This is a genomic window from Candidatus Leptofilum sp. (genome assembly GCF_965223525.1).
Lineage (GTDB): Bacteria > Chloroflexota > Anaerolineae > Promineifilales > Promineifilaceae > Leptofilum.
This window is the reverse complement of sequence record NZ_CBDCWX010000004.1, coordinates 738,886-762,880: the sequence shown is the minus strand read 5'-3', so window position 1 is coordinate 762,880 and position 23,995 is coordinate 738,886. Positions and strand designations below refer to the sequence as shown.

At 51.5% G+C, this 23,995-nt stretch carries 21 protein-coding genes; 17 read left to right on the top strand and 4 right to left on the bottom strand.

Annotated features, from left to right (window positions below; all coding sequences use genetic code 11):
- The first annotated feature begins 108 nt into the window (after window positions 1-108).
- From uvrA to ACOQPM_RS03395, 10 genes are all read left to right on the top strand, one after another.
- Window positions 109-3,057 (top strand): excinuclease ABC subunit UvrA, encoded by a 2,949-nt coding sequence (gene uvrA, locus ACOQPM_RS03440; RefSeq protein ID WP_420627829.1) that lies wholly within the window; start codon window positions 109-111, stop codon window positions 3,055-3,057.
- A gap of 69 nt (window positions 3,058-3,126) precedes the next feature.
- Complete coding sequence (locus tag ACOQPM_RS03435; RefSeq protein WP_420627828.1) at window positions 3,127-4,302, top strand: hypothetical protein; 1,176 nt, start codon at window positions 3,127-3,129, stop codon at window positions 4,300-4,302.
- A 15-nt stretch (window positions 4,303-4,317) separates the two neighbouring features.
- Complete coding sequence (locus tag ACOQPM_RS03430; protein WP_420627827.1) at window positions 4,318-4,827, top strand: DinB family protein; 510 nt, start codon at window positions 4,318-4,320, stop codon at window positions 4,825-4,827.
- Between the two features lie 16 nt (window positions 4,828-4,843).
- Window positions 4,844-5,215 (top strand): nuclear transport factor 2 family protein, encoded by a 372-nt coding sequence (locus ACOQPM_RS03425; RefSeq protein WP_420627826.1) that lies wholly within the window; start codon window positions 4,844-4,846, stop codon window positions 5,213-5,215.
- A 13-nt stretch (window positions 5,216-5,228) separates the two neighbouring features.
- Window positions 5,229-5,621, top strand: a complete 393-nt coding sequence (locus ACOQPM_RS03420; protein ID WP_420627825.1) for a DUF3224 domain-containing protein — start codon at window positions 5,229-5,231, stop codon at window positions 5,619-5,621.
- Window positions 5,622-5,656: 35 nt separating this feature from the next.
- Window positions 5,657-5,860 carry a hypothetical protein gene (locus ACOQPM_RS03415; RefSeq protein WP_420627824.1) on the top strand — a complete coding sequence of 68 codons (204 nt, stop codon included), beginning with the start codon at window positions 5,657-5,659 and terminating at the stop codon, window positions 5,858-5,860.
- A 223-nt stretch (window positions 5,861-6,083) separates the two neighbouring features.
- Window positions 6,084-6,791, top strand: coding sequence for a DUF899 domain-containing protein (locus ACOQPM_RS03410; RefSeq protein ID WP_420627823.1), 708 nt, complete (start codon window positions 6,084-6,086; stop codon window positions 6,789-6,791).
- Window positions 6,792-6,805: 14 nt separating this feature from the next.
- The gene (locus ACOQPM_RS03405) at window positions 6,806-7,228 is read left to right on the top strand and encodes a nitroreductase family deazaflavin-dependent oxidoreductase (RefSeq protein ID WP_420627822.1); all 423 of its coding nucleotides are present in this window, start codon (window positions 6,806-6,808) and stop codon (window positions 7,226-7,228) included.
- Between the two features lie 159 nt (window positions 7,229-7,387).
- Window positions 7,388-7,825, top strand: coding sequence for an SRPBCC domain-containing protein (locus ACOQPM_RS03400; RefSeq protein ID WP_420627821.1), 438 nt, complete (start codon window positions 7,388-7,390; stop codon window positions 7,823-7,825).
- A 214-nt stretch (window positions 7,826-8,039) separates the two neighbouring features.
- A complete protein-coding gene (locus tag ACOQPM_RS03395; RefSeq protein WP_420627820.1) occupies window positions 8,040-9,371 on the top strand; it encodes a cyclic 2,3-diphosphoglycerate synthase in 1,332 nt (443 codons plus the stop codon).
- 169 nt (window positions 9,372-9,540) lie between these two features.
- Here ACOQPM_RS03395 and ACOQPM_RS03390 read toward each other — a convergent pair whose 3' ends face one another.
- Window positions 9,541-12,282, bottom strand: coding sequence for a S8 family serine peptidase (locus ACOQPM_RS03390; RefSeq protein WP_420627819.1), 2,742 nt, complete (start codon window positions 12,280-12,282; stop codon window positions 9,541-9,543).
- Between the two features lie 406 nt (window positions 12,283-12,688).
- Here ACOQPM_RS03390 and ACOQPM_RS03385 point away from each other — a divergent pair, with 406 nt between their 5' ends.
- From ACOQPM_RS03385 to ACOQPM_RS03355, 7 genes are all read left to right on the top strand, one after another.
- Window positions 12,689-13,747, top strand: coding sequence for a M42 family metallopeptidase (locus tag ACOQPM_RS03385; protein WP_420627818.1), 1,059 nt, complete (start codon window positions 12,689-12,691; stop codon window positions 13,745-13,747).
- A 121-nt stretch (window positions 13,748-13,868) separates the two neighbouring features.
- Complete coding sequence (locus ACOQPM_RS03380) at window positions 13,869-15,653, top strand: NBR1-Ig-like domain-containing protein (RefSeq protein ID WP_420627817.1); 1,785 nt, start codon at window positions 13,869-13,871, stop codon at window positions 15,651-15,653.
- Window positions 15,654-15,706: 53 nt separating this feature from the next.
- Window positions 15,707-16,489, top strand: a complete 783-nt coding sequence (locus tag ACOQPM_RS03375; RefSeq protein WP_420627816.1) for a PP2C family protein-serine/threonine phosphatase — start codon at window positions 15,707-15,709, stop codon at window positions 16,487-16,489.
- Window positions 16,490-16,582: 93 nt separating this feature from the next.
- Window positions 16,583-17,455, top strand: coding sequence for an ABC transporter ATP-binding protein (locus ACOQPM_RS03370; RefSeq protein ID WP_420627815.1), 873 nt, complete (start codon window positions 16,583-16,585; stop codon window positions 17,453-17,455).
- Window positions 17,452-18,273, top strand: a complete 822-nt coding sequence (locus ACOQPM_RS03365) for a hypothetical protein (protein WP_420627814.1) — start codon at window positions 17,452-17,454, stop codon at window positions 18,271-18,273. The genes ACOQPM_RS03370 and ACOQPM_RS03365 overlap by 4 nt, the downstream gene beginning before the upstream one ends.
- 278 nt (window positions 18,274-18,551) lie before the next feature.
- A complete protein-coding gene (locus ACOQPM_RS03360; RefSeq protein WP_420627813.1) occupies window positions 18,552-19,748 on the top strand; it encodes an NACHT domain-containing protein in 1,197 nt (398 codons plus the stop codon).
- Between the two features lie 324 nt (window positions 19,749-20,072).
- Window positions 20,073-20,615, top strand: a complete 543-nt coding sequence (locus tag ACOQPM_RS03355) for a hypothetical protein (protein WP_420627812.1) — start codon at window positions 20,073-20,075, stop codon at window positions 20,613-20,615.
- A gap of 21 nt (window positions 20,616-20,636) precedes the next feature.
- Here the strand turns inward: ACOQPM_RS03355 and smpB are convergent, their stop codons facing one another.
- The 3 genes from smpB to ACOQPM_RS03340 are packed head-to-tail and all read right to left on the bottom strand — an operon-like array spanning window position 20,637 to window position 23,766.
- On the bottom strand, window positions 20,637-21,107 hold the full coding sequence (smpB, locus tag ACOQPM_RS03350) for an SsrA-binding protein SmpB (RefSeq protein WP_420627811.1): 471 nt from the start codon (window positions 21,105-21,107) through the stop codon (window positions 20,637-20,639).
- Between the two features lie 18 nt (window positions 21,108-21,125).
- Window positions 21,126-22,541, bottom strand: a complete 1,416-nt coding sequence (locus ACOQPM_RS03345) for a S41 family peptidase (protein ID WP_420627810.1) — start codon at window positions 22,539-22,541, stop codon at window positions 21,126-21,128.
- A 10-nt stretch (window positions 22,542-22,551) separates the two neighbouring features.
- Window positions 22,552-23,766 carry a S41 family peptidase gene (locus ACOQPM_RS03340; protein WP_420627809.1) on the bottom strand — a complete coding sequence of 405 codons (1,215 nt, stop codon included), beginning with the start codon at window positions 23,764-23,766 and terminating at the stop codon, window positions 22,552-22,554.
- Window positions 23,767-23,995 lie beyond the last annotated feature (229 nt).

Below are 23,995 nucleotides of genomic sequence, written 5' to 3'. Positions count from 1 at the left end.
TGTCATGAATGCCGCCTAAAGTGTGAAAACGGTAGCGGCCGTTTTCTAACCATGCTACAATTATCCCACAAATCAGAACAAATGTTCACGCAGTTTTCACGAGGCATTATGGAACCCCAAAACATCGTTGTGCGCGGCGCACAGCAGCACAATTTGAAACATATTGACGTCACTATTCCCCGCAACAAGCTGGTTGTTCTCACAGGCGTTAGCGGCAGCGGCAAATCGTCGCTGGCGTTTGACACCATTTACGCCGAAGGGCAGCGGCGCTACGTCGAGAGCCTTTCATCTTACGCCCGGCAATTTTTGGGCAATATGGAAAAACCGAAGATTGATGCGATCACCGGGTTGAGTCCAGCCATTGCCATTGAGCAAAAAGCTGTTAGTAAAAATCCGCGCTCCACGGTGGGCACGGTTACCGAAGTGATGGATTATCTGCGCGTTTTGTATGCCCGCGTGGGTACACCGCACTGTCCTGATTGCGGAACGGCCGTTACCCCCCAAACGCCCCAGCAAATTGCCCACCAGCTAGCCGCCCTGCCTCCCGGCACGCGCTTTCAGCTCCTTGCCCCCATCGCTCGCAACCGCAAAGGCACCCACGCCGACGCCCTCAAACAGGCACGACAAGATGGCTTCGTCCGCGCCCGCGTGGATGGCGAACTGGTTGATTTGGCAGGCAAGCTGCCCAAACTGAGCAAAAAGCACAAGCACAACATCGAACTGATCATAGACCGCCTCATCGTGCCGGAAGCAGATGACGGCAGCTTCATGCCGCGGCTGGTGGATTCCGTAGAAACCACGCTGCGGGCCAGCGATGGGCTGCTGCTGGCTGACCTCGGCGACGAGGCCCTGACATTGAGCGAACACAACGCCTGCACCAGCTGCGGCTTTAGCTTCCCGGAACTGTCGCCCCAGCTTTTTAGCTTCAACTCACCGCTGGGGATGTGTCCCGACTGCAATGGCATCGGCACCCAAATGCGCGTAGACCCAGACCTAATCATCGAGGATGAAACGCTTTCCATCATGGATGGCGCCCTGCGCTGGTACGGCAACGTGCGTAAAAAGAAAAACAAGTGGCGCACCGCCCAGCTAAAAGCTATCGCGGAACATTTTAACGTTGATTTGGACACCCCCTGGCAAGAGTTGCCCGAATCGTTCCGACAAAAAATGCTGTACGGCTCCGGCGACGAGATTATCCATTTCAAATATTCCAGCGAAAATGAAGATACGTCGTGGTCTGGCGAAGCGAAACGGCCGCTCAAAGGCATCGTCTTCCACGTTAACCGGCTATTCCACCAAACCAGCTCTGAATATACCCGCCGTTGGTACGCCAGCTTCATGAACCAGCTCCCTTGCGGCACCTGCCAGGGCAGCCGCCTGCGTCCCGAAGCCCGCGCCGTCACCGTCGGCGGCAAAACGCTTACCGAGGTGGGCACGTTGGCGATTGATGAGGCGTTTGCCTGGGTGATAGGTCTCAGTAATCAGTCATCAGTAATCAGTGAACGGTTATCAGTCAACGGTAAGCAAAACCACCAGCCACTAGCCACTAACAACCAGCAACTAAACGAAGAGCAATTTGAAATTGCCGAAGAAGTGCTGAAAGAAATCCGTGACCGACTGCAATTTATGCTGAATGTGGGGCTGCATTACCTCACGCTGGATCGTTCCGCACCCAGTTTGTCTGGTGGCGAGGGGCAGCGCATTCGGCTGGCCAGCCAGATTGGCTGCGGGCTGGTCGGCGTGCTGTACATCCTCGATGAGCCTTCGATTGGCCTGCACGCGCGGGATAATCGTGCCCTACTAGACACGCTGCACCAACTGCGCGATATGGGCAACACCGTCCTGGTGGTGGAACATGATGAAGAAACGATGCGCGAATCTGATTGGCTGATTGATTTGGGGCCAGGCGCAGGCGTGAAGGGGGGCGAGATTATCATCGCTGGGTCGCCCGACATTGTGGCGGCGCATCCAGATTCGTTAACCGGGCGGTATTTGTCTGGCAAAGAGATGATTGTGGCACCAAACGGCCGTTCCCGCCGCACCCCCAACATTGGCAAACTAAAATTGGCTGGAGCGCGGCTACACAATCTCAAAAATGTCACTGCCACCTTCCCGCTGGGCACGATGATTTGCGTCACAGGCGTCAGCGGCAGCGGCAAAAGCAGCCTCATCTCTGAGACGTTACACCCAGCCCTCGCTCGCGTCCTGCACCAATCCCAGGCCACCCCTGGCCCGCACCGCACCGTCAAGGGCATCGAACATCTGGACAAGGTAATCAATATCACCCAAGATCCCATCGGCCGCACGCCGCGCTCTAACCCCGCTACCTACGTGAAGCTGTTCGACCTCATCCGTAAGGTGTTTGCCCAAACCAACGAGGCCAAAGCGCGTGGCTACAAGCCGGGACGGTTTAGCTTTAACGTGAAGGGCGGGCGGTGTGAAGCCTGTTCGGGATACGGCCGTCGCAAGGTCGAGATGCACTTTTTGGCCGATGTCTGGGTGCTGTGCCGCGAATGCAACGGCCAGCGCTTCAATCGGGAAACGCTGGCAGTGACGTATAAAGAGAAAACCATCGCCGATGTGCTGGACATGGATGTGCAGGAAGCCCTGGAGTTCTTTGCCAACCATCCCAAAATCAAGCGCAGCCTGCAAACGCTGCACGACGTGGGACTGGATTACGTGAAGCTGGGGCAAAGCGCGCTCACCCTCAGCGGCGGCGAAGCGCAGCGGATCAAACTCTCTAAAGAGCTAAGTCGCGTGGCGACGGGTCGCACCGTCTACATTTTGGACGAGCCGACCACTGGCCTGCACTTTGCCGACGTGCAAAAGCTGCTGGACGTTCTGCATCGCCTGGTGGACGCGGGCAACACGGTGATTGTGATTGAGCATAATCTGGACGTGATAAAAACGGCCGATTGGATCATCGATCTCGGTCCAGAAGGCGGCGACGGCGGCGGGCAAATCATTGGCATGGGCACGCCGGAGCAAATTACCGCCATTGAAGAAAGCTACACGGGACAGTTCTTAAGAGAGATGTTGGGGTTGGAGACAGTATAGTCTCCATTTAATTTAATCATGTGACGAATTGCTCCAACGTTGCAAAGACTCATTGGAAATCGAGGCTGTATGGGGTTTTTAGAAGCAAACATAAATCTGGATGGAACAAAATTTAACCACGCAATACTTTTAGCAGCCCAAAAATATCTTGTTGAAGCAATACAGTTTCACGACCCAGAGTGGTTGGATAAACCAGAAGGGCCACTTAGCTGGTACTGGAATCGGGAGGACATCGAATCCGTTTGCTTCTTAATAAACTTTGCTGATACCCTTGGAAGATTGCGGAAAAACATAACAGAAAAATCCATCACCACTTATATCAAAAAATTTAAAGAACTTTTGCAAACAAAGAAGGAAAATCAATTTGAGGAGACTTTACTAGAGTTAAGATTCGCCCGTGCTCTGTGCGAGCTAGTAAGTCCTATATCTTTTGAGCCGTTTGTCCCACAAGAAACAAAAGCTCTTGGACAACAACCTCGGAGTCCTGATTACGCCATGAGATTACCAGATGGGGATATACAAATTGAGGTTACGACCTTTCATTTTGGGGCATTAGAAAGTTGGAACCTTGCAACAAAGCATCTTAGTAAACAACTCAGCCATTTGTTAGAAAAGCACAAAATTTCTCGTGTGATTGAAATTGCTTTTCCTCTTGAGTTCAATTCCATTTCCTTGTTGCCCAGAAAATTTCTAGAGGATTTAGCAGATGAGATATGTCTGTCCACTTCGGGAAGCAGACAAATAATGATCCGCCACAAGACAGGAACTCTAACATGGAAGCCATTTCTCTTGTTAGATGATGAAAGCCAAATTTTTAAGGAAGCAACAGATGAAGAAATTTCAACTGTTTCAAGCTTCGCTTATGGATTTCAAAAAAGATTAGTAAAAGAAAACCATGATGAATTATTTCTCAAGTCGTTGCGAAACACACTGAATAAAAAGCGGAGCCAGAGAGCTAAGTCTCTTCCATATTTGTTGGTTTTAGGGCTGAGTCATTACTCCATAACAGTCGAAGGCGTAATGACAGCAGTGCGAGAACGTATTTGGCCCAATCCCAATTATGAATGGCTAACTGGTTTACTAATTTTTACCCCGGCGTCTGGGTTCTTGGAAAGTGATCCTTTGCCAACTTTAAACTACTCCTTCAACCCAAATGCAAGGATCCCTCCTACTGAAGCCTTGAATGAAATGCTTAAAAACGATGCGCGATTTCACTTGAGAAACGGAGTATTCTGTTCACATTAGGAGCACACAATAGCTATGACCTGGAAAGAAATCATCTGGAATCAATTTGGGGCTGCAATTGATATGCTGGACAATGCCATTCAGGCTTGCCCTGACGAACTGTGGCAGGAGCCGCTCTATCATGAACAAGGGGTAGACCCTGGATTTGCCGAGTTCTGGAATATTGCCTACCATGCGCTTTTCTGGCTCGACTTTTACCTGTCAGAAACGGTCGAGGGCTTTGTCCCACCTTCCCCATTCACCCTATCAGAGTTTGAAGCAGGGCAGTTGCCCGAACGTGTCTACACGAAAGAAGAGCTGAGAGCGTATTTGCAATACGGCCGTACCAAATGCCAAACCACACTTGAAACTTTGACGGATCCAACGACCCCACAGCGCGTTCGCCCAAATTGGCGCATAAAAAGCGTCGCCGAACTGCACCTTTACAATCTGCGCCATGTCCAAGAACATGCAGCACAGTTAGCTCTGTTTCTTGGGCAACGTGTCGGCTCGGCTCCAGGCTGGGTGGGCAAGGCGCAGAGCTAAACTCTACTGAGGAAATATGAATCCAGAAATATTTATCGAAAAGTATGAAGCCGCGTTGGCTTCACAAGATTGGCAGCAGGTGGATCCGCTGGTTCATCCTGAGGCATGTGTGACGTTTTCTTCTGGGGCTGTTCACATTGGCAAAACGGCCGTTCGCCAAGCCCTTGAACGCAATTTCAGCCTAATTCAGGACGAGACGTACAAAATGGAGAATGTGCATTGGGTGAAGAAGGCAGCGGAAACGGCCGTTTACCTCTTCACTTTTCACTGGTCTGGCCTCATCAACGGGGAACCCGCCAGCGGCGCAGGCACGGGTACGGCCGTTCTGATAAAGACTGAGGATAAGTGGCAACTGCTGGTTGAACATTTGGGGCCAAAAGCCACTTAAACTGGAGAAAGATATGCAAGCAATAGGTGAATTCGAAGTCAATCTACAGCCACTAGAAGCATACGCGCCAGGTAGTGACGGCGTATCGCTTGGTCGCATGTCAATTAACAAAGCGTTCCGAGGCAACCTTGAAGCCAACAGTGTGGGCGAAATGCTCACGGCGATGACGCCAGTTGAAGGCGCGGCAGGCTACGTAGCGATTGAGCAGGTAAGCGGAACGCTGCACGGTAAGCCCGGCACGTTTGTGCTGCAACATTTCGGCATCATGAATGCCAGAGAAAGCCGCCTCGTGCTGGAAGTCGTACCAGATTCGGGTACGGCCGAATTGACAAATTTGGTTGGGAAGATGACAATCCACGTTGAAGACGGTAATCACACCTACATATTTGATTATGAATTAGCGTAATCATCTAAAGATACCTATCTCAAACGGAGGCAAATATGGCAAAAGAGCGTTCATGGCTCGCTGAACATAGCTGGGTTGTTTTGTCACTCATTGCTGTAGCGACTTTGTTTGTAACGGCCGTTGGCTACTTTGACGAAGGCAACCACCGCATTTATGGCAGCTTTGGCAACTATTTAGCTAAGGGCGGCGTTCCCCCACTGTCTGACTACTACTTTGGGTATTTATCTTTATCGTTTTAGGAATCGCTTTGTTTCATGTGCAAAGTATTGTGCCTCGTTTGCAAAAAGCCTTTGCTGCACGCCTCATTATCTCTGTCTTTGCCATTCCTATACTTATCTTAGGGTTACTCCACATTTTAGCCACCTAAAACTAAAACTTGCCTCAAACAAGTTTAGCCCCTAGATGTCGAATTCACTCGATAGCAAACGTCGTATTGGTAAACCAAAATCAAAGGATGAAAATATGACTACCCACAAAATTGTTTCCCAAGAAGAATGGCATCAGGCACGACAAGAATTTTTAGCCAAAGAAAAAGAATTCACCCGTCTCCGCGATGAGCTAAGCAAGCAACGGCGCAAGCTGCCCTGGACAAAAGTTGAAAAAGAATATTTGTTTGATGGCCCATACGGGCAAGAGTCCCTCTCTGACCTGTTTGCCGGTAAAAGCCAGCTTATCGTTTACCATTTTATGTACGGGCCAGATTGGGACGACCGAGGCTGTATTAGCTGCTCATTTTGGGCCGACAACTTCAACGGCATTGACGTTCATCTAGCAGCGCGGGATGCGACACTCCTGGCCGTTTCTCTGGCTCCGCTCGAAAAGATCGAACAGTACAAAGCCAAAATGGGCTGGAAATTCAAATGGGTTTCCTCACACGGTTCAGAATTCAACTACGATTATCATGTCTCTTTTACAGAAAAAAGCGTAGCTGATGGAATAGCCACCTACAATTACAAGCCACAAAATGGCACTGGAGAAGCGCCTGGGATTTCCGTCTTTTACAAAGATGAAGACGGCACCATCTACCATACCTATTCGACCTATTCACGGGGGCTTGATATGATGAATGGTGCTTACCATTACATGGATCTCTTGCCAAAAGGGCGCCATGAGGCAGACTTGCCTTGGTCAATGGCTTGGCTAAACTTCCATGATTTATATGAGGATTGAATAGATAAACGACTATGAGCGACTCCAACAACAGGAACAAACAGATTATTGAAGAGTTCCGTGCCAATGATGGGCAGGTCGGCGGCTTTTTCACCGAACGGCCGCTGCTATTGCTGCACACCATCGGCGCAAAAAGCGGCCAGCCTCGCCTCACCCCCCTCGTCTACGAGGCAGACGAAGACCGCTACGTGATCATCGCCTCAAAAGGCGGCGCGCCCACGCACCCAGATTGGTACTACAACTTGGTGGCCAATCCAAACGTGAGCATTGAAGTCGGCACAGAACATTTAGCGGTAATAGCGGCCGTTTCTAAAGAACCCGAACGAAGTCAGCTTTACGAAAAAATGGCTGCCAAGCACCACTTCTTTACTGAGTATGCCAAAAAGGTTGTCACCCGCACCATCCCCGTCATCATCTTAACCCGTACCCGTAGATGACAAGTAAAACTTCAGGAAGAACCAAAATGCAAACAGATGGACAACACCCAAAGGCGCTTTCACTGCTTAACCGATCGCGGCCCATTCTTTAATCACTTGGCGCAATCTCCAGGGTCGCTTGGATTGACAAACATATTGCTTCAATAACGGAGGCTAAAAATGAATGAATCGGCTTTGTTGACCGCCCGCGCCTATATTCAAGCCAACTATGATGAAGTCTGGAAACAATTCACCAATGCGTCCGCTTATGCAGCCTGGTTTTCTGCGCCATGCCTGGAATTTGGCACCAAAATTGGCGATCGCGTCGCCTGGGGCGTTGATGCGCCTTTTTATCAAGGAACCATCCAATCTATACAGAAAGGGCAAGGCATCAGCCATACGATCCAATTCACAGGGTTTGGGTTTGATGAAGCACCTACTTTGGTAGCTATCGAGATTATTGAGCAAGGGGCAACCGTACTTGTCACCATCCAGCACGATTGCACCGATGCCCCGCAAACCGCAAAAATAATTGGCTCTTTAGGCTGGTTGAAATCTCTATCGCGCCTCAAAACCTTGCTTGAGACGGGTGAACCGATGATCTGGCCTGAACCGTAACGGTACATTACCCGCCAATATCTCCGAGACGGCAACGGCCGTTCCCACTAGAGACCCCCAAAATTCCTTTGCACTCAGCTCTGAAACCATCCGCGAATAAGCAAGAAAATTCTGACAATGTGCATGGGATGGTGTGACAATCGTTAGCGTGTCTGGTACGGCCGTTTCTCGTATAATCCCCTCATCCACATTTCCAAACCTTTAGGAGGTTTTTATGACCGAGCAAAAGCGCCAGCGAGTTCTCATCATGGGTGCTGCTGGCCGCGATTTTCACGACTTTAACACCGCCCTGCGTCAAAATGACCAGATCGAGGTGGTTGCGTTTACTGCGACGCAAATTCCCAATATAGACGGCCGTCGCTACCCCCCAGAGCTCTCCGGCCCACTTTATCCCGAAGGCATTCCCATCTACCCCGAAGACCAATTAGAAGAATTGATTCGTCAACACCAAATTGACGATGTGTACTTCTCCTACTCTGATGTCTCGCATGAGTACGTGATGCACCTGGCCTCTCGCGTTTTGGCTGCCGGGGCTGGCTTCCGGCTGATGAACCCGCGCCTGACGATGCTCAAATCTAGCAAGCCGATTGTGTCCATCTGTGCAGTACGCACCGGCTGCGGCAAAAGCCAAACCTCACGATATGTTTTAGAGGTTTTGCAGAAGCAGCTTGGCTTCAAAAATGTAGTCGCTATACGACATCCCATGCCCTATGGCAATCTGGCGGCGCAAGCGGTGCAGCGTTTTGCCACCTACGAAGATATGGAGCGGCACGAATGCACCATTGAAGAGCGAGAAGAGTATGAACCGTACGTAGAGCGGGGTGCAGTCATTTACGCAGGCGTTGATTATGAAGCGATTTTGCGTGAGGCGGAAAAAGAAGCGGACATCATCATTTGGGACGGCGGCAATAACGATTTGCCGTTCTACCTGTCTGACTTCCACATTGTGGTGACAGATCCACACCGACCAGGGCATGAGCTACGCTACCATCCGGGAGAAACCAACCTGCGATTGGCAGCGGCCGTTATTCTTAACAAGGTAGATACGGCCGATTTCCAGAACGTCCTTACCGTGCAAGATAATATCCGCAGCGTGAACCCAGATGCCACCGTCATCCAGGCCGCCTCCCCCATTTTTGTGGATGATCCGGCCGTGATTCGCGGCAAGCGGGTGCTGGTGGTAGAAGATGGCCCCACGCTCACCCACGGCGAGATGGCTTACGGCGCAGGTGTGGTGGCCGCCCAAAAGTTTGGCGCGGCTGAGATTTTGGATCCACGGCCGTTTGCCGTTCGATCCATCGCAGCCACCTACCAAAAATACCCCAGCACTGGGGCCGTTCTGCCCGCCATGGGCTACGGCGGCGACCAAATTGCCGACCTGGAAGAAACGATCAATCGCTCAGATGCAGAGCTGGTCATCATAGCAACACCAATTGATTTGGGCAAGATCGTCAACATCAAGCTGCCCAGCCAGCGCGTTCGGTACGAATATCAGGGCATCGGTCAACCCGCCTTGGCAGACTTGCTTAAAGAGCGGTTCGGCTAAATCATCCTGAAATCTCAAATCCAACAAGCAACAAAAAAGCAGACCGGGAAAATGTACTCGGTCTGCTTTTTCTATGATGAACGAGCGATTCAACCAAATCTACAGCGAAAAATAGATGGATGATTAGCGCCGAGGCAGTTGTTCTCGCTCGCTTAGGCTACAGTTCTCGTCAACGAACCACCATCGGAATGTAAACAGCAAAGCCCCCGGCTTGTACAACAATTTCTTGCTTGACAGGCGGCGGACTGCCAAATTGATCGCTGCTGATTGTTAGCACATTCTCCAAAACGGTGCCGGGGGCCAAATCTTCAGAAACAACTGTGGGAATGGTGACAACGACCTGTTCACCAGGGCCAATGGTTAGCCCGCTGGCAACCAGTGGCGGACTGCTGCCAAAACTGCCGGAAACGGCCGTTCCCACATCCACCATCACCTCGCCATTCATCTGCAAGCCATCTGCCAAAAAGAAGTTGATGACGGCGTTGGTAGCCGTGATGGTCTCATTGTTGGTCACGGTGATTTGGAAATTGACCGCATCGCCAGGCTGCGGGCTCAGGTTGTCACTTTGTTGCGAGGCAGCTAAACCGCGCGGTACGCAGGTAAAGCGTACATCGTCAATGGCGTAGCCGTCGCCACCACCAATGCTGCCAGCGTTGAAAGGGAAATTGTCGTAAAAACCAAATTTAATCTGGAAGCGGTCGGTTAAAGTGAGGCTGTTTTCGGCAACGGCCGTTTCCAACGCAATTTGCCCCGCCTGAAAATTATCATGATTGCTGCCGGCAAAATCGTACACCTTCACCCAAGCATCGCCCGGCTGCTCGCGCACAAATACGCCGTCAAAATCAGCATGGTACTCATCCCCCAAGTCGTGCCAGTTAAAATCAAGCGCCACTTCGGCCTGTCCGGTCAAATCGGCGGTGAGAATGAGGGCAGCTTCTGAATAGTCGCCCCCCGCAATGCTGTCGTCCAGCACTGCACTGTAGCTGCCGCTAGCGGCTAACCCGTCTGAAACCTGCACACGACCTTCGGCGGTAACGGCCGTTTCCCACGCCGCGCTCAAATCGCCACTTTCAAACCCATCGCTAAAGTCACAGCCCACCACTTCGTTAATGTTGAGAATGGCCGTGCCTTGCCGCGCTTCATCCATCCCTGGTGAATCAGCAGTGGCCGTAAACTGGAGTTCTCCGGCGGCTGCGCTGCTTTTCACGGTGAATGCGGCCGTCCGCACCAAAGATTGGCCGGGCGACAGCGTTTGCCCCGTTGTCCAGGTGATGATGCCATTCGCAACGGCCGCATCCCCACTCAGCGATCCATTATCCAGCGTCAGCGAGGATGGCACGGCTGCGCTCACGATCACGTTGCTGGCCGTATCCCCCGTGTCGTTGCGGATTGTTAGCGTGAAGACAACATCGTCCTGCGGCAGCAAATAGCTCTGCGAAGCAGTCACGTCCACCGTCAGGCCAGTCACAAAGCCGTTGATGGCATTGTTCACGTTGATGCGCGGCATGTCTGTTACCGTGCCGCTGCTGCGATCATCATCTACCGGCACTGCGCCTACCTGAAACGCCGCCAACGCATCATCCACCGACGCACCGGGCATGGCTTGCTTCAGTACCGCCCAAGCACCCGCTACGTGCGGCGTGGCCATAGAGGTGCCAGATTTTGTGCCGAGAGTGCCGGGAACGGCCGCGTAGATGTTCACACCAGGTGCTAATAAATCTACAAACGGAGCAATGTTGGAGAAAGATGCGACGTTATCTACATTGTCGGTGGCCCCCACGCTGACGGCGGAGGAAATGCAGCCAGGTGCGCTCATGCTGTCGCGGTAGCCATCGTTGCCTGTGGCAATGACGGTGGCAATGCCTGCGGCGCGTAAATTATCAATGGCGGCTTTACGGCTGTCGCTGTCGCAAGCAGCAAAATATTGTCCCCCGCCCAGGCTCATATTCACACTGGCAATGTCGAACGTGTCCCGCAATTCATAAACGCGCTCCAATCCCAAAATCTGGTCGCTGGTGAAGGTAAGCGCACAGTTGGAATAGCCGGCGCAGTAGGTGGTGCTGTTAAAAAGTGAAAAAATCTGAATAGCAATAATGTTGGCTTCTGGCGCAACGCCCACAACGCTGCCGCCATTGTCCCCGGCGGCAATGCTGGCCACATGTGTGCCGTGGCTGCAATCAGATTGGGCTTTGCTGTTGCTCGCCCCCACTACGGCCGTGCAATCTATGCCAGAGCCAACGGCCGTTGATTCCTCAACTCCACCAGGGCAAACTGTGGTGGCTCCATATCCTGCATTGGTGGTGGAGTAGCACGCTTCGGACACAATGCGGCTGCCGCCAGTGGTAAAAGCGGCATGAGCAGTATCTACACCGGTATCCAAAATGGCCACCGTTTGGCCTGCGCCTGTGTAGCCGCTGGCCCAAGCTAAATCGCCACCAATGACCGGAACGCTGTTGCTTAAGGTAGCCGGTACGGGGATATCTTCCTCAATCGCCACCACTTGCGGCAAGCTGGCCAACGTTTCTAAAGCGGCCGAATCCAACTCTAAAGCAAGGTATGGAATATATTTGTAAGCGGCCACAACCTCAGTGCCGCTATCTGCCAACGCATCCAAAACGCCTTGCTGCAAGCCATCAATGCCTAGCTGCTGCGCCTGCACCGCCTGGGTATCTTCTAGATCCCCCTCAGGACGAAAAGGCAAATCGAGCTGAACGATAACGCGAACGGTGCCCGCATCCTGCGCCAAAGCGGTAAGCTGTGCCAACTGGGGGTTATTTTGGATGATGTTGCTAGCTTGGGTGGGAACGGCCGTTCCCCAACACCACACCACCAGCATGCTCAAAAGCAGCCAAATTAAACTAAAACGAATAACAGAGGGGGTTTTGCTAGAGTGATTCTTTGCCAACTTCACAATCATTCTCCACGCAACAGACAACCAGGATCGGCAAACCCTGAGATGAAGCGATTATTGTTTTTGAAAAATAGGGAAAGGCTCCCACAGAAATGTGGTAAATTTTTCTCCCGGCAATTGGTCTATGAAGATTAAGAAACCTTTTGCCAATCTGCTAATATCATACCCAGAGACAAATTCATGAGGTATAGCAAATCCGTCATAGCACTGCTGTCCTGCCAGGACTTTGAGGTTCTGCCTGCAAACTGAATCCCCTAGCTGTGTTCAAAGGTTTGCTAAACAAGCAAGCCATACTTTATAATCCGCAGAATTACAATTGCTCCCTGCAAAAGAACGGCGACCATAGTCGCAGGTTTTCATAATTCATCCTTCATAATTCATAATTTTCAGAGGAGACAACGAGCCTATGCTGCCTACGGTAAATGTTGACGCGATGGTTGCGTTCCTAACAGAATTGCTAAATATTCCCAGCCCAACTGGTGATACAGACCAGGCCATGGCGTGGCTTGAAGAGACGTTCGCCTCCACATTTGCCGATATGCCGCTAACGCATAAGCGAACGCCTAAAGGATTACTGGTGACGCATTGGCCTGGCAAGCAGCAAGACGCACCGCGTGGCCTGACGGCACATGTAGACACGCTAGGGGCAATGGTGCGGCAAATTAAGAAAAACGGCCGTCTCCGCATAACCCAACTAGGCGGCTGGAGTTGGACTTCTGTTGAAGGAGAAGGTGTCACTATCTTCGCCAGCAATGGGCAAACCTACCGAGGCACCATCCTGCCTACCACCGCCTCCATCCACGCCCACACCAGCAAAGAGCGCAACGCCCCCCGCGACGACACTAACATGGAGGTGCGAATTGACGCCCACACGACCTGCGAAGACGAGACCAAAGCTCTTGGCATTCGTGTAGGCGATGTCATCGCCGTTGATCCGCGTGTGGAAGTTAATGACAATGGCTTCATCCGTTCACGCCACCTGGACGACAAAGCGAGCATCGCCTGCATATACGGCGCGATGCTTGCCCTGGCCGAAGCAGGTTTGCAGCCTGCTCAGGACAGCTACTTTCATATAAGCAATTACGAAGAGGTAGGTCACGGAGCGGCCACTGGCTTTCCGCCAAATCTAACCGATCTCATCTCTATTGATATGGCAGTGGTCGCCCCAGATCAAATGTCAGATGAGTATTCCGTGACGATTTGTGCCAAAGATACGGCTGGCCCGTACCATATGCAGCTACGCCGCGAGTTGGAGGCGTTGGCCGAAGCCAATAATCTACGTTACGCTACCGACATCTATCCTTTCTACGCATCTGATGGCGAAGCGTATTGGCAGGCTGGCGGCAATGTACGTGTGGGGCTTGTGGGCCCTGGTGTAGACGCCTCGCACCATTACGAACGCACCCACAGAGATGCTCTGGAAAATTGTGCCAAGCTGCTCTTGGCCTACTTGCTTTCTGAATAATCCTTGCAATCCTGTCCAGGATACCAATTGCAAGATATGTCTTACACAAACTTGACATGTTTCCTCAAACCGTACCTACTCGCCTTGCAAAACTTGTCAGGTTTTCAGGAGAAGAACTTGTATGAAGAAATTTGTGCTTTTTAGTTTGCTGCTGCTTCTAACAGGGCTGGTTGCCTGTGGCGGCAGTGATGAGCCAGACACCGCCGATTCTACACCCACCACCACCGCAGCAGAAGACACACCTACCGCCGCGATCCCAGACGATACCCCCTTGCAGCAGGAAGCGGCCGTAGACAGCATCGAAATCTTGATATTGGAATCGTTCCCTGTACAGGTAAATGTACGAGCCAGGGGCGACTTGCCCGATGGTTGCACCAATATTGACAATGTGGAAACCACCCAGCAGGGTACCACTTTCAACATCAACATAACTACCCTCCGGCAAACGGGCGAACTGTGTACGGAAGCGCTCGTACCCTTCGAAGAAACAATTTCGCTAGACGTGCTGGGGCTGTCTGCTGGCACATACATGGTTAACGTCAATGGCATCAATGGCTCGTTTACCCTGCAAATAGACAACGTGGCCCAAGCAGAAGAGCCAGAACCAACTTCTGCCCCCACTGCCACTCCGGCAGACAGCAACATGGGCATTATCAACGGCAAGGTGTGGCACGACCTGTGTGCTGTGGCTGGCGGGGATGGTGGTGATGAAACGGCCGTTCCCTCCGCCGGGTGCATTGCCAAACCAGAAGGCGGCTTCCAGGCCAATAGCCTGCTAGAAGATGGCGAACCCGGCATTCCTAACGTGCTGGTTAGCCTGGGCGAAGGCGAGTGCCCCGCTCCTACCAGCGTTGCCACCACAACCACCGACGAAGACGGCGACTACGTCTTTACCGATCTGTCCGCAGGGTCGTACTGTGTTTCTATCGATCCCCTGGACGTGGCCAACGAGCAACTATTGCCCGGCGGCTTCACATTCCCAGACACCAACGTGAACAATGCCTCAGTAACCTTAACCGATGGCGATTTGGCAACGGGGCTTAACTTTGGCTGGGATTACCAATTCCTGCCCGTACCAGAAGTTGATCTGGCAAACTGCACCAACAGCATCGCCTTTGTCCAGGATTTATCTGTGCCAGATAACACGCTGTTTGGCCCCAGTGACCCGTTTGAAAAATCGTGGCAGCTCCGCAACATTGGCACTTGCCCCTGGACAGCCAACTATAGTCTCATCTTTGCCGGTGGGGATGATTTGGGAGGGCCACTCAGCGTGCCGCTGGAAAGCGCTGTTGTGCCTGGGCAAACGGTGGACATCACCATCCCACTCACTGCACCTGAGGCGTTAGGCACCTACCGTGCCGACTATTTGTTGGCAGACGCGGCAGGCAATCCGTTTGGCGTGGATGGTTTTGCCGACCAGGTGATTTGGGTACAAATTGAAGTCGGTTTGCCAGAAGCAACGCCGGAACCCAATTCGGCCGCGATTGGCGGGGTGGTTTGGGAGGATGTCTGCTTCTTCACCAGCAGCGGTGAACCATCGGCAGGCTGTGTGGACGTGAGCAGCGACGGCTCTGGCTTTTATCGAGGGGATGGCGAACTCATCAATGAGCCCCGTTTGGCGGGCATCACCGTTAAGCTAGCCGCTGGGGCATGTCCAGCCGATGCCATTGTGCCAGACAGTACGGTTATCGCCACCACCGTCACCGACGACGCGGGCCTGTATCGCTTTGAAGGACTAGATGAAGGGTTGTATTGTGTAGCCATTGAACCATTTAGTTCTGAAAATGTGGATCTGCTGATTCCTGGCGATTGGACATGGCCCAATTACGGTGTTGGGCTGCAGGGTATCAATCTAGCCGCTGGCGAAGAACGGCTAGAAGTTGATTTTGGCTGGGAATTTCAATAATTCATAATTTTTGAAGAAGAGTCGAGTGCATTCGGCCCTTCTTTGTTTTTATTATGCAATCGTTTTCCGATTTTCTTTATGTAGCAGCAACAGATGCCAAGCATCCCGGCAAAGCCGCCAATCAGGATGCTGTGTATGCCACCACGGGGCGTACCGGTAACAACCTTCCATACGGCCTGTTTGTGGTGGCTGATGGGGTTGGTGGCCTAAAAGATGGTAGCCGCGCGAGCCAAACCGTGGTGAATACGTTGGCAATGCACTTTGATCCTATTTGGCCAGTGATTACAGTCGTATCTGACCAAACCATTAAACGATTACGCCAGCAGCTTAGAAAGGCAATCTATCAGGCCAATGAAGCCATCCGTAAATTAACCAGCAGCAATGAAGAAAAGATGGCCAGCACAATTACCTGCGCCATTTTGTTGGATCAGGCATTAATTGTTGCCAACACAGGGGATAGCCGCACGTATCTGTATCGGCAAAAGCATCTAGAGCAAATTACGCAGGATCATTCGTTGGTAGCTTGGCTAGTACATCAAGAGCACATCACCACCGAGCAGGCACTGACGCATCCTTATAAAAATGTACTGACGCACGCGCTAGGGGCTACAGAGAAGCCGCAAGTGGACTTTTTTACCCAGCGGCTATTTTTGGGGGATTGGCTATTGCTGTGCAGCGACGGCATTTGGGGAACGCTGACAGATGAGCAACTCACTGATTATTTGGCAACGGCCGTTTCCCCCCAAGAGGTCGGCCCAACCCTCATGAAAGCTGCTCAGGATCACACAGACGATCTCTCCCTTGTTTTGGTGCAAATTCCACTGCCCCAGCCTTAGTTAACGAGGGACTTTTGAAGTTTTTGCGTTAAAATGCGGTTGCTTCAAAATAATAGAAACTTCAAAAGTCTGAATGCTTAACGGAAACCAATTGTGATTGAGATTCGAAATGTCAGCAAAAATTTCTTCTCGCTTAAGGCGCTGAGCGGCGTTTCGCTGCGCGTGCCGCACGGTGAAGTGGTTGGCCTGCTGGGGCCAAACGGAGCTGGCAAAACCACGCTTTTTAAGTTGATCGCTGGTTTGCTACATCCAGATAGCGGCACCATTCGCCCGGCAAACGGCCGTTGGCCAGCCATTGGCTATAAACCAGATCGGCTCCTGTTCCCCAACAAGTTGCGTGTAAGTAAATATCTAGCACTCATGGCGAATTTATGTGGCCTGCCGCCTGATTCCCAAGAAAAGGCGGTTTTTGACGCGCTTGTGGAGGTGGATTTGATTAGCCAGGCCAACAAACGGATTGGCAATTGCTCCAAAGGAATGCGGCAGCGGTTGGGTTTGGCCCAAGCTATGATGGGCAATCCCCAACTCTTGCTGCTAGATGAACCATCCAATGGTTTGGATCCTACGGGGCAAGCAGAGATGCAGGCATTGATAAAAAAGCTGCACGCTGCTGGCAAAACGATCATGCTTTCTTCACACCAACTGGAGGAGGTAACGGCCGTTTGCACCCAACTGGTCATCCTCAATAGCGGGCAAGTACACTTCCAGAACAGTATGGTAAACGCGCTCACTATTAGCCCACACACGCTCATCCAAGCCGACCGTGATTTAGCTGAAATTGCACAAATTATTCAAGCTCAGCACCCAGAAATTCAGGTGCAAGGCAACCAAATTCAGCTTCGTGGGCAGGCAATGCAGCTACGACGGGAAATTCTGGCGCTGCTGCTGCGCTCTCAGTACGACGTATTGCACGTTGAGCAAAAACATGTCACGCTGGCGGAAATTTACGCGAGGGCTGTTCAATGATGCAACGAATTTCTATTCTCACACGATACTTTACGCGTACACTTTTGTTTTCGCTAAGTGGCATTTTTTACCTGTTGTTGACGCTCGCATTTTGGTTTTTGCTGTTCAACCCGCAGCAGCAAACGCCAGACATATCGTACTATCGCCTAATGATTGGTGGCTTTGGCGCCGGACTTGCTTTTTTGGTCACGCTTGGTGTGGCCTCCAGAGCCAATGATGCTCAGCACTACCCATTTTTGGTGCGCTTAAATAGCCGGGTAGAGTTTGTAACGGCCGTACTCCTCAGCAGCCTGTTTATCACCTTACTTTACCAACTTCTGCTCATGCTCCTGGCACTGATCAATGGCCCATCACTCACGCTGGGCACGCTGCTAGAAATCCCGCCAGTGTGGCTGGCGCCCATGCTGTTCATGGCCGTGCTGGCGCTCCACGCCTCTGATTTCATCACAATTGGCTGGTCACGCATCTATGTGTTTGGTCTGTTAGCTATTTTGCTGTTTGGGCAAGGGCTGCAAAACGAGAGTCTGTCCAATCTCGCCACGAGCCTCAGCCGATACGCCATCAACCAGGGCTGGGTAGAAATTAGTACGAACCTGGAAAACTACGCCAACACCCTCAGCCAAACGGATGACAACGCAATTAGCCGACTGTTTGGCTTTGTTTTTTGGCCGTTTGAAGCATTAGCCGATGGCATTACCAACGGATACTTCACCGCCAACCAATCTTTAGCACCAGCAATATTGCTGTTGTACGCGACGGTGCTATTTTTGCTGGCTGTTGACCTGTTTGCCAACAAAGATTTAGAGTTTACGGAGTAAAAAAGAACTATGGAATGCTGGCACTGCGAAAGACCGGCACACGCGGCCTGCAAATTTTGCGGGCGTGCCGTTTGCAAAACCCACACTGAGGAAAAACCATATATTGTCCACTCGTACCGCACGACGACTGGTAATTATAAAGCGTTTGTGGTTGCAGGTGCTGTTTGGTGTGGCGTTTGTACCCCACAACAAGACCCCGTTTCATTGAAAGATTTGGAATAGTAATTTGTTTCGTTATACAATGCGTTTATTAACCAGACCGTGCAAACAATATAACCATGAACGCAAACCGTTGGCGACCCTTCCTCCAAATCTTTACCACCCTACTCATTGGCATTACCATATTGGTTGCCGCCTTCATTTGGTGGCGCTGGGTCAACAGTGATGGCGGGTTTGAAGCGTGGTACGTTGCTATCACCGTTGTGCTGGCTGGGCTTTGGTGGCTAAATCGTCGCCTTGTGCAAAAACCTAAAGGCACCACACAGGCCACCTCCGTTACTTCCCTCACTAACCAAACCGCTACCCAACAGAACCGCAACCGCCAAAACTACCTTAACGCGCTGACCACCACCAAAATCGACCCCGTTTTGTACCAATCATTGCACGGTGAAGTGATTCAACTGACGATGAGTGAGGCAAATGAAGGCGCATTGGCGCGCACAGCCCACCAACGCAGTTGGCAAATGGTGAAGCAAGAAGCGGGGCAAGCGGATGAAGCCGTGCCATTAGACAAACCGGTTGGCGACCTGTTTAACGAATGTGGGCGCGGCTTGCTGATTTTGGGCGCGCCCGGCAGCGGCAAAACGTTTACGCTGATGCACCTAGCAGAACAGTTGGTAACGGAAGCGAGCTTACCCGGACAACCGATGCCGATGGGGCTAAACCTTGCTTCATGGGCGCAAAATAAAGCGGACTTTCGTGATTGGCTGGCGGAAGAGATTTTTGTGCAGTACAGCGTTGGTCGTGAATTAGCCAGGCAATGGATTGCCAGCAACCAGCTGATTTACCTGCTCGATGGCTTGGATGAAGTGGCCGCGTCTGCGCGGGATGATTGCATTACAGCCATTAACAATTTTCGCGCCAACCAACAGGGCACGGTGGAGATGGCAGTGTGCAGCCGCACAAAGGATTACCACAAATTAAAGGCACGGTTGAACCTAAACAGCGCGATACAGATACAACCCTTAAATGATGAAAAAGTGGATACATACTTGTGCCACCCAAAGTTAGCGTTACAGGCGGTGCGGAGCATGTTACGCCACGACCCACCCCTGCGGGAACTGACCCGCAGCCCTCTGTTGTTGAGTGTGATGACGTTAGCGTATCGGGGGAAAGCGAAAGCGGAGTTACAACAGTTAAACAGCAGCGCCGCCCGCCGTACTCATTTATTTGACACCTACATTGAAGCCATGTTTGCCCACCGCCCCTGCCGAAACAGAGTGCTTACAGTGAAGAAGATGCCCGCCATTGGTTAATAGAGATAGCCCACAGCTTAACCACCCAAAACAGTAGCGAACTGTACCTGGAAAAATTACAACCCAGTTGGCTGCCCAAAGGGAAACCGCGTAGAAATTACGCTATTCTTTTCGGGCTGATTGTCGGGCTGATTGTCGGGCTGATTGTCGGGCTGATTGAGGGGCTGGGTAAGGAAAAAGCGCAAATTGAACCCGTAGAAGAATTAGAATGGCGCCCCCCCCTCCTCGTGAACTCTTCAAAGCGATCAAAGAAGGGCTGACTGTCGGGCTGATTGAAGGGCTGGGTAAGGAAAAAGCGCAAATTGAACCCGTAGAAGAATTAGAATGGCGCCCCCCCCTCCTCGTGAACTCTTCAAAGCGATCAAAGAAGGGCTGATTGTCGGGCTAAGTGAGGTGCTGGATGTGTGTTTTCAGGTAACGGAAACACGGCAAAAAACCGAGCCGAATCAAGGTATACACAGTTCGTTACGGAATTTTTGGCGGATGAGTGGCTTGTATTCAATGCTGCTTGGCCTGCTAGGCGTTTTTAGTTCTCTATTATTGACGCAATTAGGCAGTGAAGTTGCAGAATTGGCACCGCTTGCCATTAGCCTATTCGTAATCATGGGAATATTCAATGGATTTTGGGAATATGGAGGGGATACGGTTGTTAAGCATTATGTTTTGCGCTGGGTGTTGGCACGACAAAATATGTTGCCATTTCCGCTTCGCGATAAAAAGCTCATTGGGATGCTAGACAGTATGGTGGAGCGTATTTTGTTGCGGCGGGCGGGGAATGGGTATGCGTTTATTCACCGCAGCTTGCTGGAACATTTCGCCGCCAAACATCCTGCCCATCAACCATCCTCCAACGTTAATGAGGGCTGAGCCTGCTGCGTCTCTACAAAGCTAACGGTATTTTTCGCGGAGGGCGCGTTCAACCTGGCGCTGGCTGTCGCGGCGGGCCAGGGATTGGCGCTTGTCGTGTAATTTTTTACCCCGCGCCAGAGCAAATTCCAGTTTAGCACGGCCGTTTTTTAAATAAAGTTGGGTGGGAACGGCCGTTAGCCCCTTTTGCCCCAACGCATCTAAAATCTTGTTAATTTCCCGCCGATGCAGCAGCAGCTTGCGAGGTCGAGTAGGTTCATGGTTTTGCGTATTGCCATGCTCATATTCGGCAATGTGGGCTTCTACCAACCACAGCTCGTTATCCCGCGGCTGCACGTAACTGCGGGCCAGGCTCACCCGGTGAGCCCGAACCGACTTGATTTCGGTGCCTGTAAGCACCAATCCCGCCTCAAAAAACTCTAGCAGTTCATACTCAAAACGAGCCCGTTTATTGGTGGCAATTATCTTTTTACCAGCGGCTTTTTGTGTCATCACTTTGCTCAACTACTTTTACTCGCCTTCTTGCAGATATTCAATGGCCCGCAAAAGCTGAATATCCTCTTCGGCGTCAAATTCCATCTCAATGATAATGTCTGGCGTTACCCCTTCCCCATCAATTGTGCTTTCACTTGGCGTAAGCCACCGAGCAATCGTCACCCGCATCTCAGAGCCATCAGACAGTTGGTACACTTGCTGCACGGAGCCTTTGCCAAAGGTAACGTCGCCGATGAGAATGGCACGGCCGTTATCCTTAATAGCCCCTGCCACAATTTCTGAGGCACTGGCGCTGCCGCCATTTACCAACACAATCAGCGGCAACCCCTCACCCAAATCACCATCATCAGCCCGGAAAACCTGATCCAGCCCCGCGTTGTTTCGCTCAAACAGCACGACGCTTTCTGCCAAAAACAAGTCTGCAATGCTAATTGATTGATTAAGGAAGCCACCCGGATTATCCCGTAAATCGAAGATTAACGCTTCTGCACCTTGATTTAATAGCTCTTGTAATGCTTCTACCGTCTTTTCGGTGGCGGTTTGGTCAAAGGTGGAGAGCTTGATGTAAGCAATGTTGCCCTCCAGCAGTTCAGATTCAACAGTGGCGATTTCAAAGCGCACGCGCGTGATAGTAAACTCCAGCAGTTCTGGTTCGTCTTCACGCAAAATGGTAAGCGTCACGTCTGTGCCGCGTGGGCCACGTACAAGCAAAATGACCTCATCAAACGATATGTCTTCTACCGACTCGCCATCCACTGCGATGACAATGTCGCCGGGCAGCAATCCAGCCAGATCCGCAGGCTGGTCTGGGATGGGCCGAACAATTCTAAACTGGCCGTCTTCTGTCTCTTCTACAAACGCACCAATCCCCTCAACGGAACCGCCCGCATCTTCGCGCAGGCGTGCCGCCACCTCTGGCCGGATGAAGCGCGTATATTCATCATCCAACGTTTCCAGCGAGCCTTCGATGGCTGAATAAAGAATCTCCTGATTTTGGGGGATTTCGCCATCAAATCCATCTTCAACGAGCTGCCAAACTTCATAAAAGAGCTCAAACTCAATCTCGGAACTATCTTCCAGGCGGATAGTAGGCAGGTCTGGTTCGGCATCGTCTTCACGATTATCTTCATTTTCTTCAACGGCCGTTTCTTCCATCGTCTCTTCACTTTCTTCCGAAGTAACAAGCGGGGCTTCTCCAGCGTCTGATTCCGCTACAACTGGCACTTCTACTTCACGCGTCACTTCCACTTCACGGGTGACCTCTTCAGTTTCCGTTTCGGTAATCACCTCCGGTTCAGCGGTTGCTCGCCCAATGAAAAAGCCAGCAACGGCCGTTCCCATACAAAGCAGTACTGCAGCCACGGCGACAATAAACAGCAACGAGCGATCATTGCCAGTGGGTTGATTGGTTGAATGATTTTCCTGATTCATCAGATTGTCCTTAATCGTTTTGTGCCAAACGTTGCAACTCTAGCACGGCTGCATTCAAGACGGCGTCACGGCCATTATCAATATCTTCTTGCGTCACCGTCACCAAAACATCCGGCGACAAGCCTTGCTGATCAAGCTGATTGCGATCCGGGGTGAGCCAGCGGGAGGCAGTTACATGCACCGAGGAGCCATCGCTTAGATCATACACCAACTGCACAGAGCCTTTGCCAAAAGTGGGCGTGCTGCCCACCAACAATGCCCGCCCCCGATCTTGCAGTGCCCCAGCCAATATTTCAGAAGAGCTAGCCGTCCCGCCATCAATCAGCACCATAATGGGAATGCTGGGCGCCAATGTTTCGGCAGTAGCTTCGTAAACGCGCTCATCCTCGCCGCGAGATTGCTGATACAAAATTGGGCCATCCGCCAAAAAATGGTCTGCCACCGAAACGGCCGCATCCAGCAAGCCGCCTCCATTGCCGCGTAAGTCCAGAATAAGCTGGGTGGCGCCTTGAGATTGCAGGTCAGTAACGGCCGTTTCAATCTCATTGGCACTTTCACCACTAAAGCGGGTTAACTGAATATAGCCCACCTGCTCATTCTCGCGCAACAGCCGGTAGCTCACCGAAGGAATCAAAATATCGCCGCGCTCCACTTCAATATCCACTGGCTCCGTCTCGCCAGGATGAAGCACGGTGAGCACAACGACCGTGCCTTTTTCGCCACGCACCAGGTTGGCTACTTCTTGCACTGTCATCTCTGGCGTAATCGGCTGCCCATCCACCGCCAGCAGCTCATCACCAGACAAAATACCCGCTTCTGCCGCCGGATTCCCCGGAATTGGCTCCAGGAAAATCGGGCCGCCCTCTTCTGGACGTGACACTGTCGCACCCACACCACCAAATGTTCCCTGAAGAGATTGCCGCTCAATTTCTCGGTCAACAGGCTCTACAAAAAACGTATACGGGTCTCCCAACAGCGCAATTGAACCACGAATGGCACCATAGGTTAGCTCTTTGGAACTGGGCAACTCACCCAAATAATTATCTTCAACCCGGCCCCACGCTTCCCAAAACAGACCAAATCCATCCGCATCGTCGGCTGGCACAGTCACTTCACCCCGCCGCATGTCTACAAAGTCGTTGGTGAAATAACCAGCCACAAATGCGCTTGCCGCCAGCAAAATGAGTAAAAGTGTTGCAAAAATATTTCGTATGCGTTCAGACATATACTTTCTCGGTGGGGATGGATGACTGTCGGTACTCCCAGACAGACTTTGCCTTAGTTGGCCAAATCAGCGGCTCATTAATTTCAAAACATTTTGCCGATTACACATTATGGTTTGCTGGCAGCGAAAGTAAACAAAAATTGCGTCAAAATTCCCGTTCACTTAACGAATTCACAGAAAAAGGCAAGTGAAGTTGTTGTTGTTGATCGCTTGCTTAGAAAATTGTAAC

Bases quoted from the DNA above. Each gene is read 5' to 3' on its own strand.
- uvrA (WP_420627829.1), top strand. From the start codon at position 109: ATGGAACCCCAAAACATCGTTGTGCGCGGCGCACAGCAGCACAATTTG.
- ACOQPM_RS03435 (WP_420627828.1), top strand. From the start codon at position 3,127: ATGGGGTTTTTAGAAGCAAACATAAATCTGGATGGAACAAAATTTAAC.
- ACOQPM_RS03430 (WP_420627827.1), top strand. From the start codon at position 4,318: ATGACCTGGAAAGAAATCATCTGGAATCAATTTGGGGCTGCAATTGAT.
- ACOQPM_RS03425 (WP_420627826.1), top strand. From the start codon at position 4,844: ATGAATCCAGAAATATTTATCGAAAAGTATGAAGCCGCGTTGGCTTCA.
- ACOQPM_RS03420 (WP_420627825.1), top strand. From the start codon at position 5,229: ATGCAAGCAATAGGTGAATTCGAAGTCAATCTACAGCCACTAGAAGCA.
- ACOQPM_RS03415 (WP_420627824.1), top strand. From the start codon at position 5,657: ATGGCAAAAGAGCGTTCATGGCTCGCTGAACATAGCTGGGTTGTTTTG.
- ACOQPM_RS03410 (WP_420627823.1), top strand. From the start codon at position 6,084: ATGACTACCCACAAAATTGTTTCCCAAGAAGAATGGCATCAGGCACGA.
- ACOQPM_RS03405 (WP_420627822.1), top strand. From the start codon at position 6,806: ATGAGCGACTCCAACAACAGGAACAAACAGATTATTGAAGAGTTCCGT.
- ACOQPM_RS03400 (WP_420627821.1), top strand. From the start codon at position 7,388: ATGAATGAATCGGCTTTGTTGACCGCCCGCGCCTATATTCAAGCCAAC.
- ACOQPM_RS03395 (WP_420627820.1), top strand. From the start codon at position 8,040: ATGACCGAGCAAAAGCGCCAGCGAGTTCTCATCATGGGTGCTGCTGGC.
- ACOQPM_RS03385 (WP_420627818.1), top strand. From the start codon at position 12,689: ATGCTGCCTACGGTAAATGTTGACGCGATGGTTGCGTTCCTAACAGAA.
- ACOQPM_RS03380 (WP_420627817.1), top strand. From the start codon at position 13,869: ATGAAGAAATTTGTGCTTTTTAGTTTGCTGCTGCTTCTAACAGGGCTG.
- ACOQPM_RS03375 (WP_420627816.1), top strand. From the start codon at position 15,707: ATGCAATCGTTTTCCGATTTTCTTTATGTAGCAGCAACAGATGCCAAG.
- ACOQPM_RS03365 (WP_420627814.1), top strand. From the start codon at position 17,452: ATGATGCAACGAATTTCTATTCTCACACGATACTTTACGCGTACACTT.
- ACOQPM_RS03360 (WP_420627813.1), top strand. From the start codon at position 18,552: ATGAACGCAAACCGTTGGCGACCCTTCCTCCAAATCTTTACCACCCTA.
- ACOQPM_RS03355 (WP_420627812.1), top strand. From the start codon at position 20,073: ATGGCGCCCCCCCCTCCTCGTGAACTCTTCAAAGCGATCAAAGAAGGG.
- smpB (WP_420627811.1), bottom strand. From the start codon at position 21,107: ATGACACAAAAAGCCGCTGGTAAAAAGATAATTGCCACCAATAAACGG.
- ACOQPM_RS03345 (WP_420627810.1), bottom strand. From the start codon at position 22,541: ATGAATCAGGAAAATCATTCAACCAATCAACCCACTGGCAATGATCGC.
- ACOQPM_RS03340 (WP_420627809.1), bottom strand. From the start codon at position 23,766: ATGTCTGAACGCATACGAAATATTTTTGCAACACTTTTACTCATTTTG.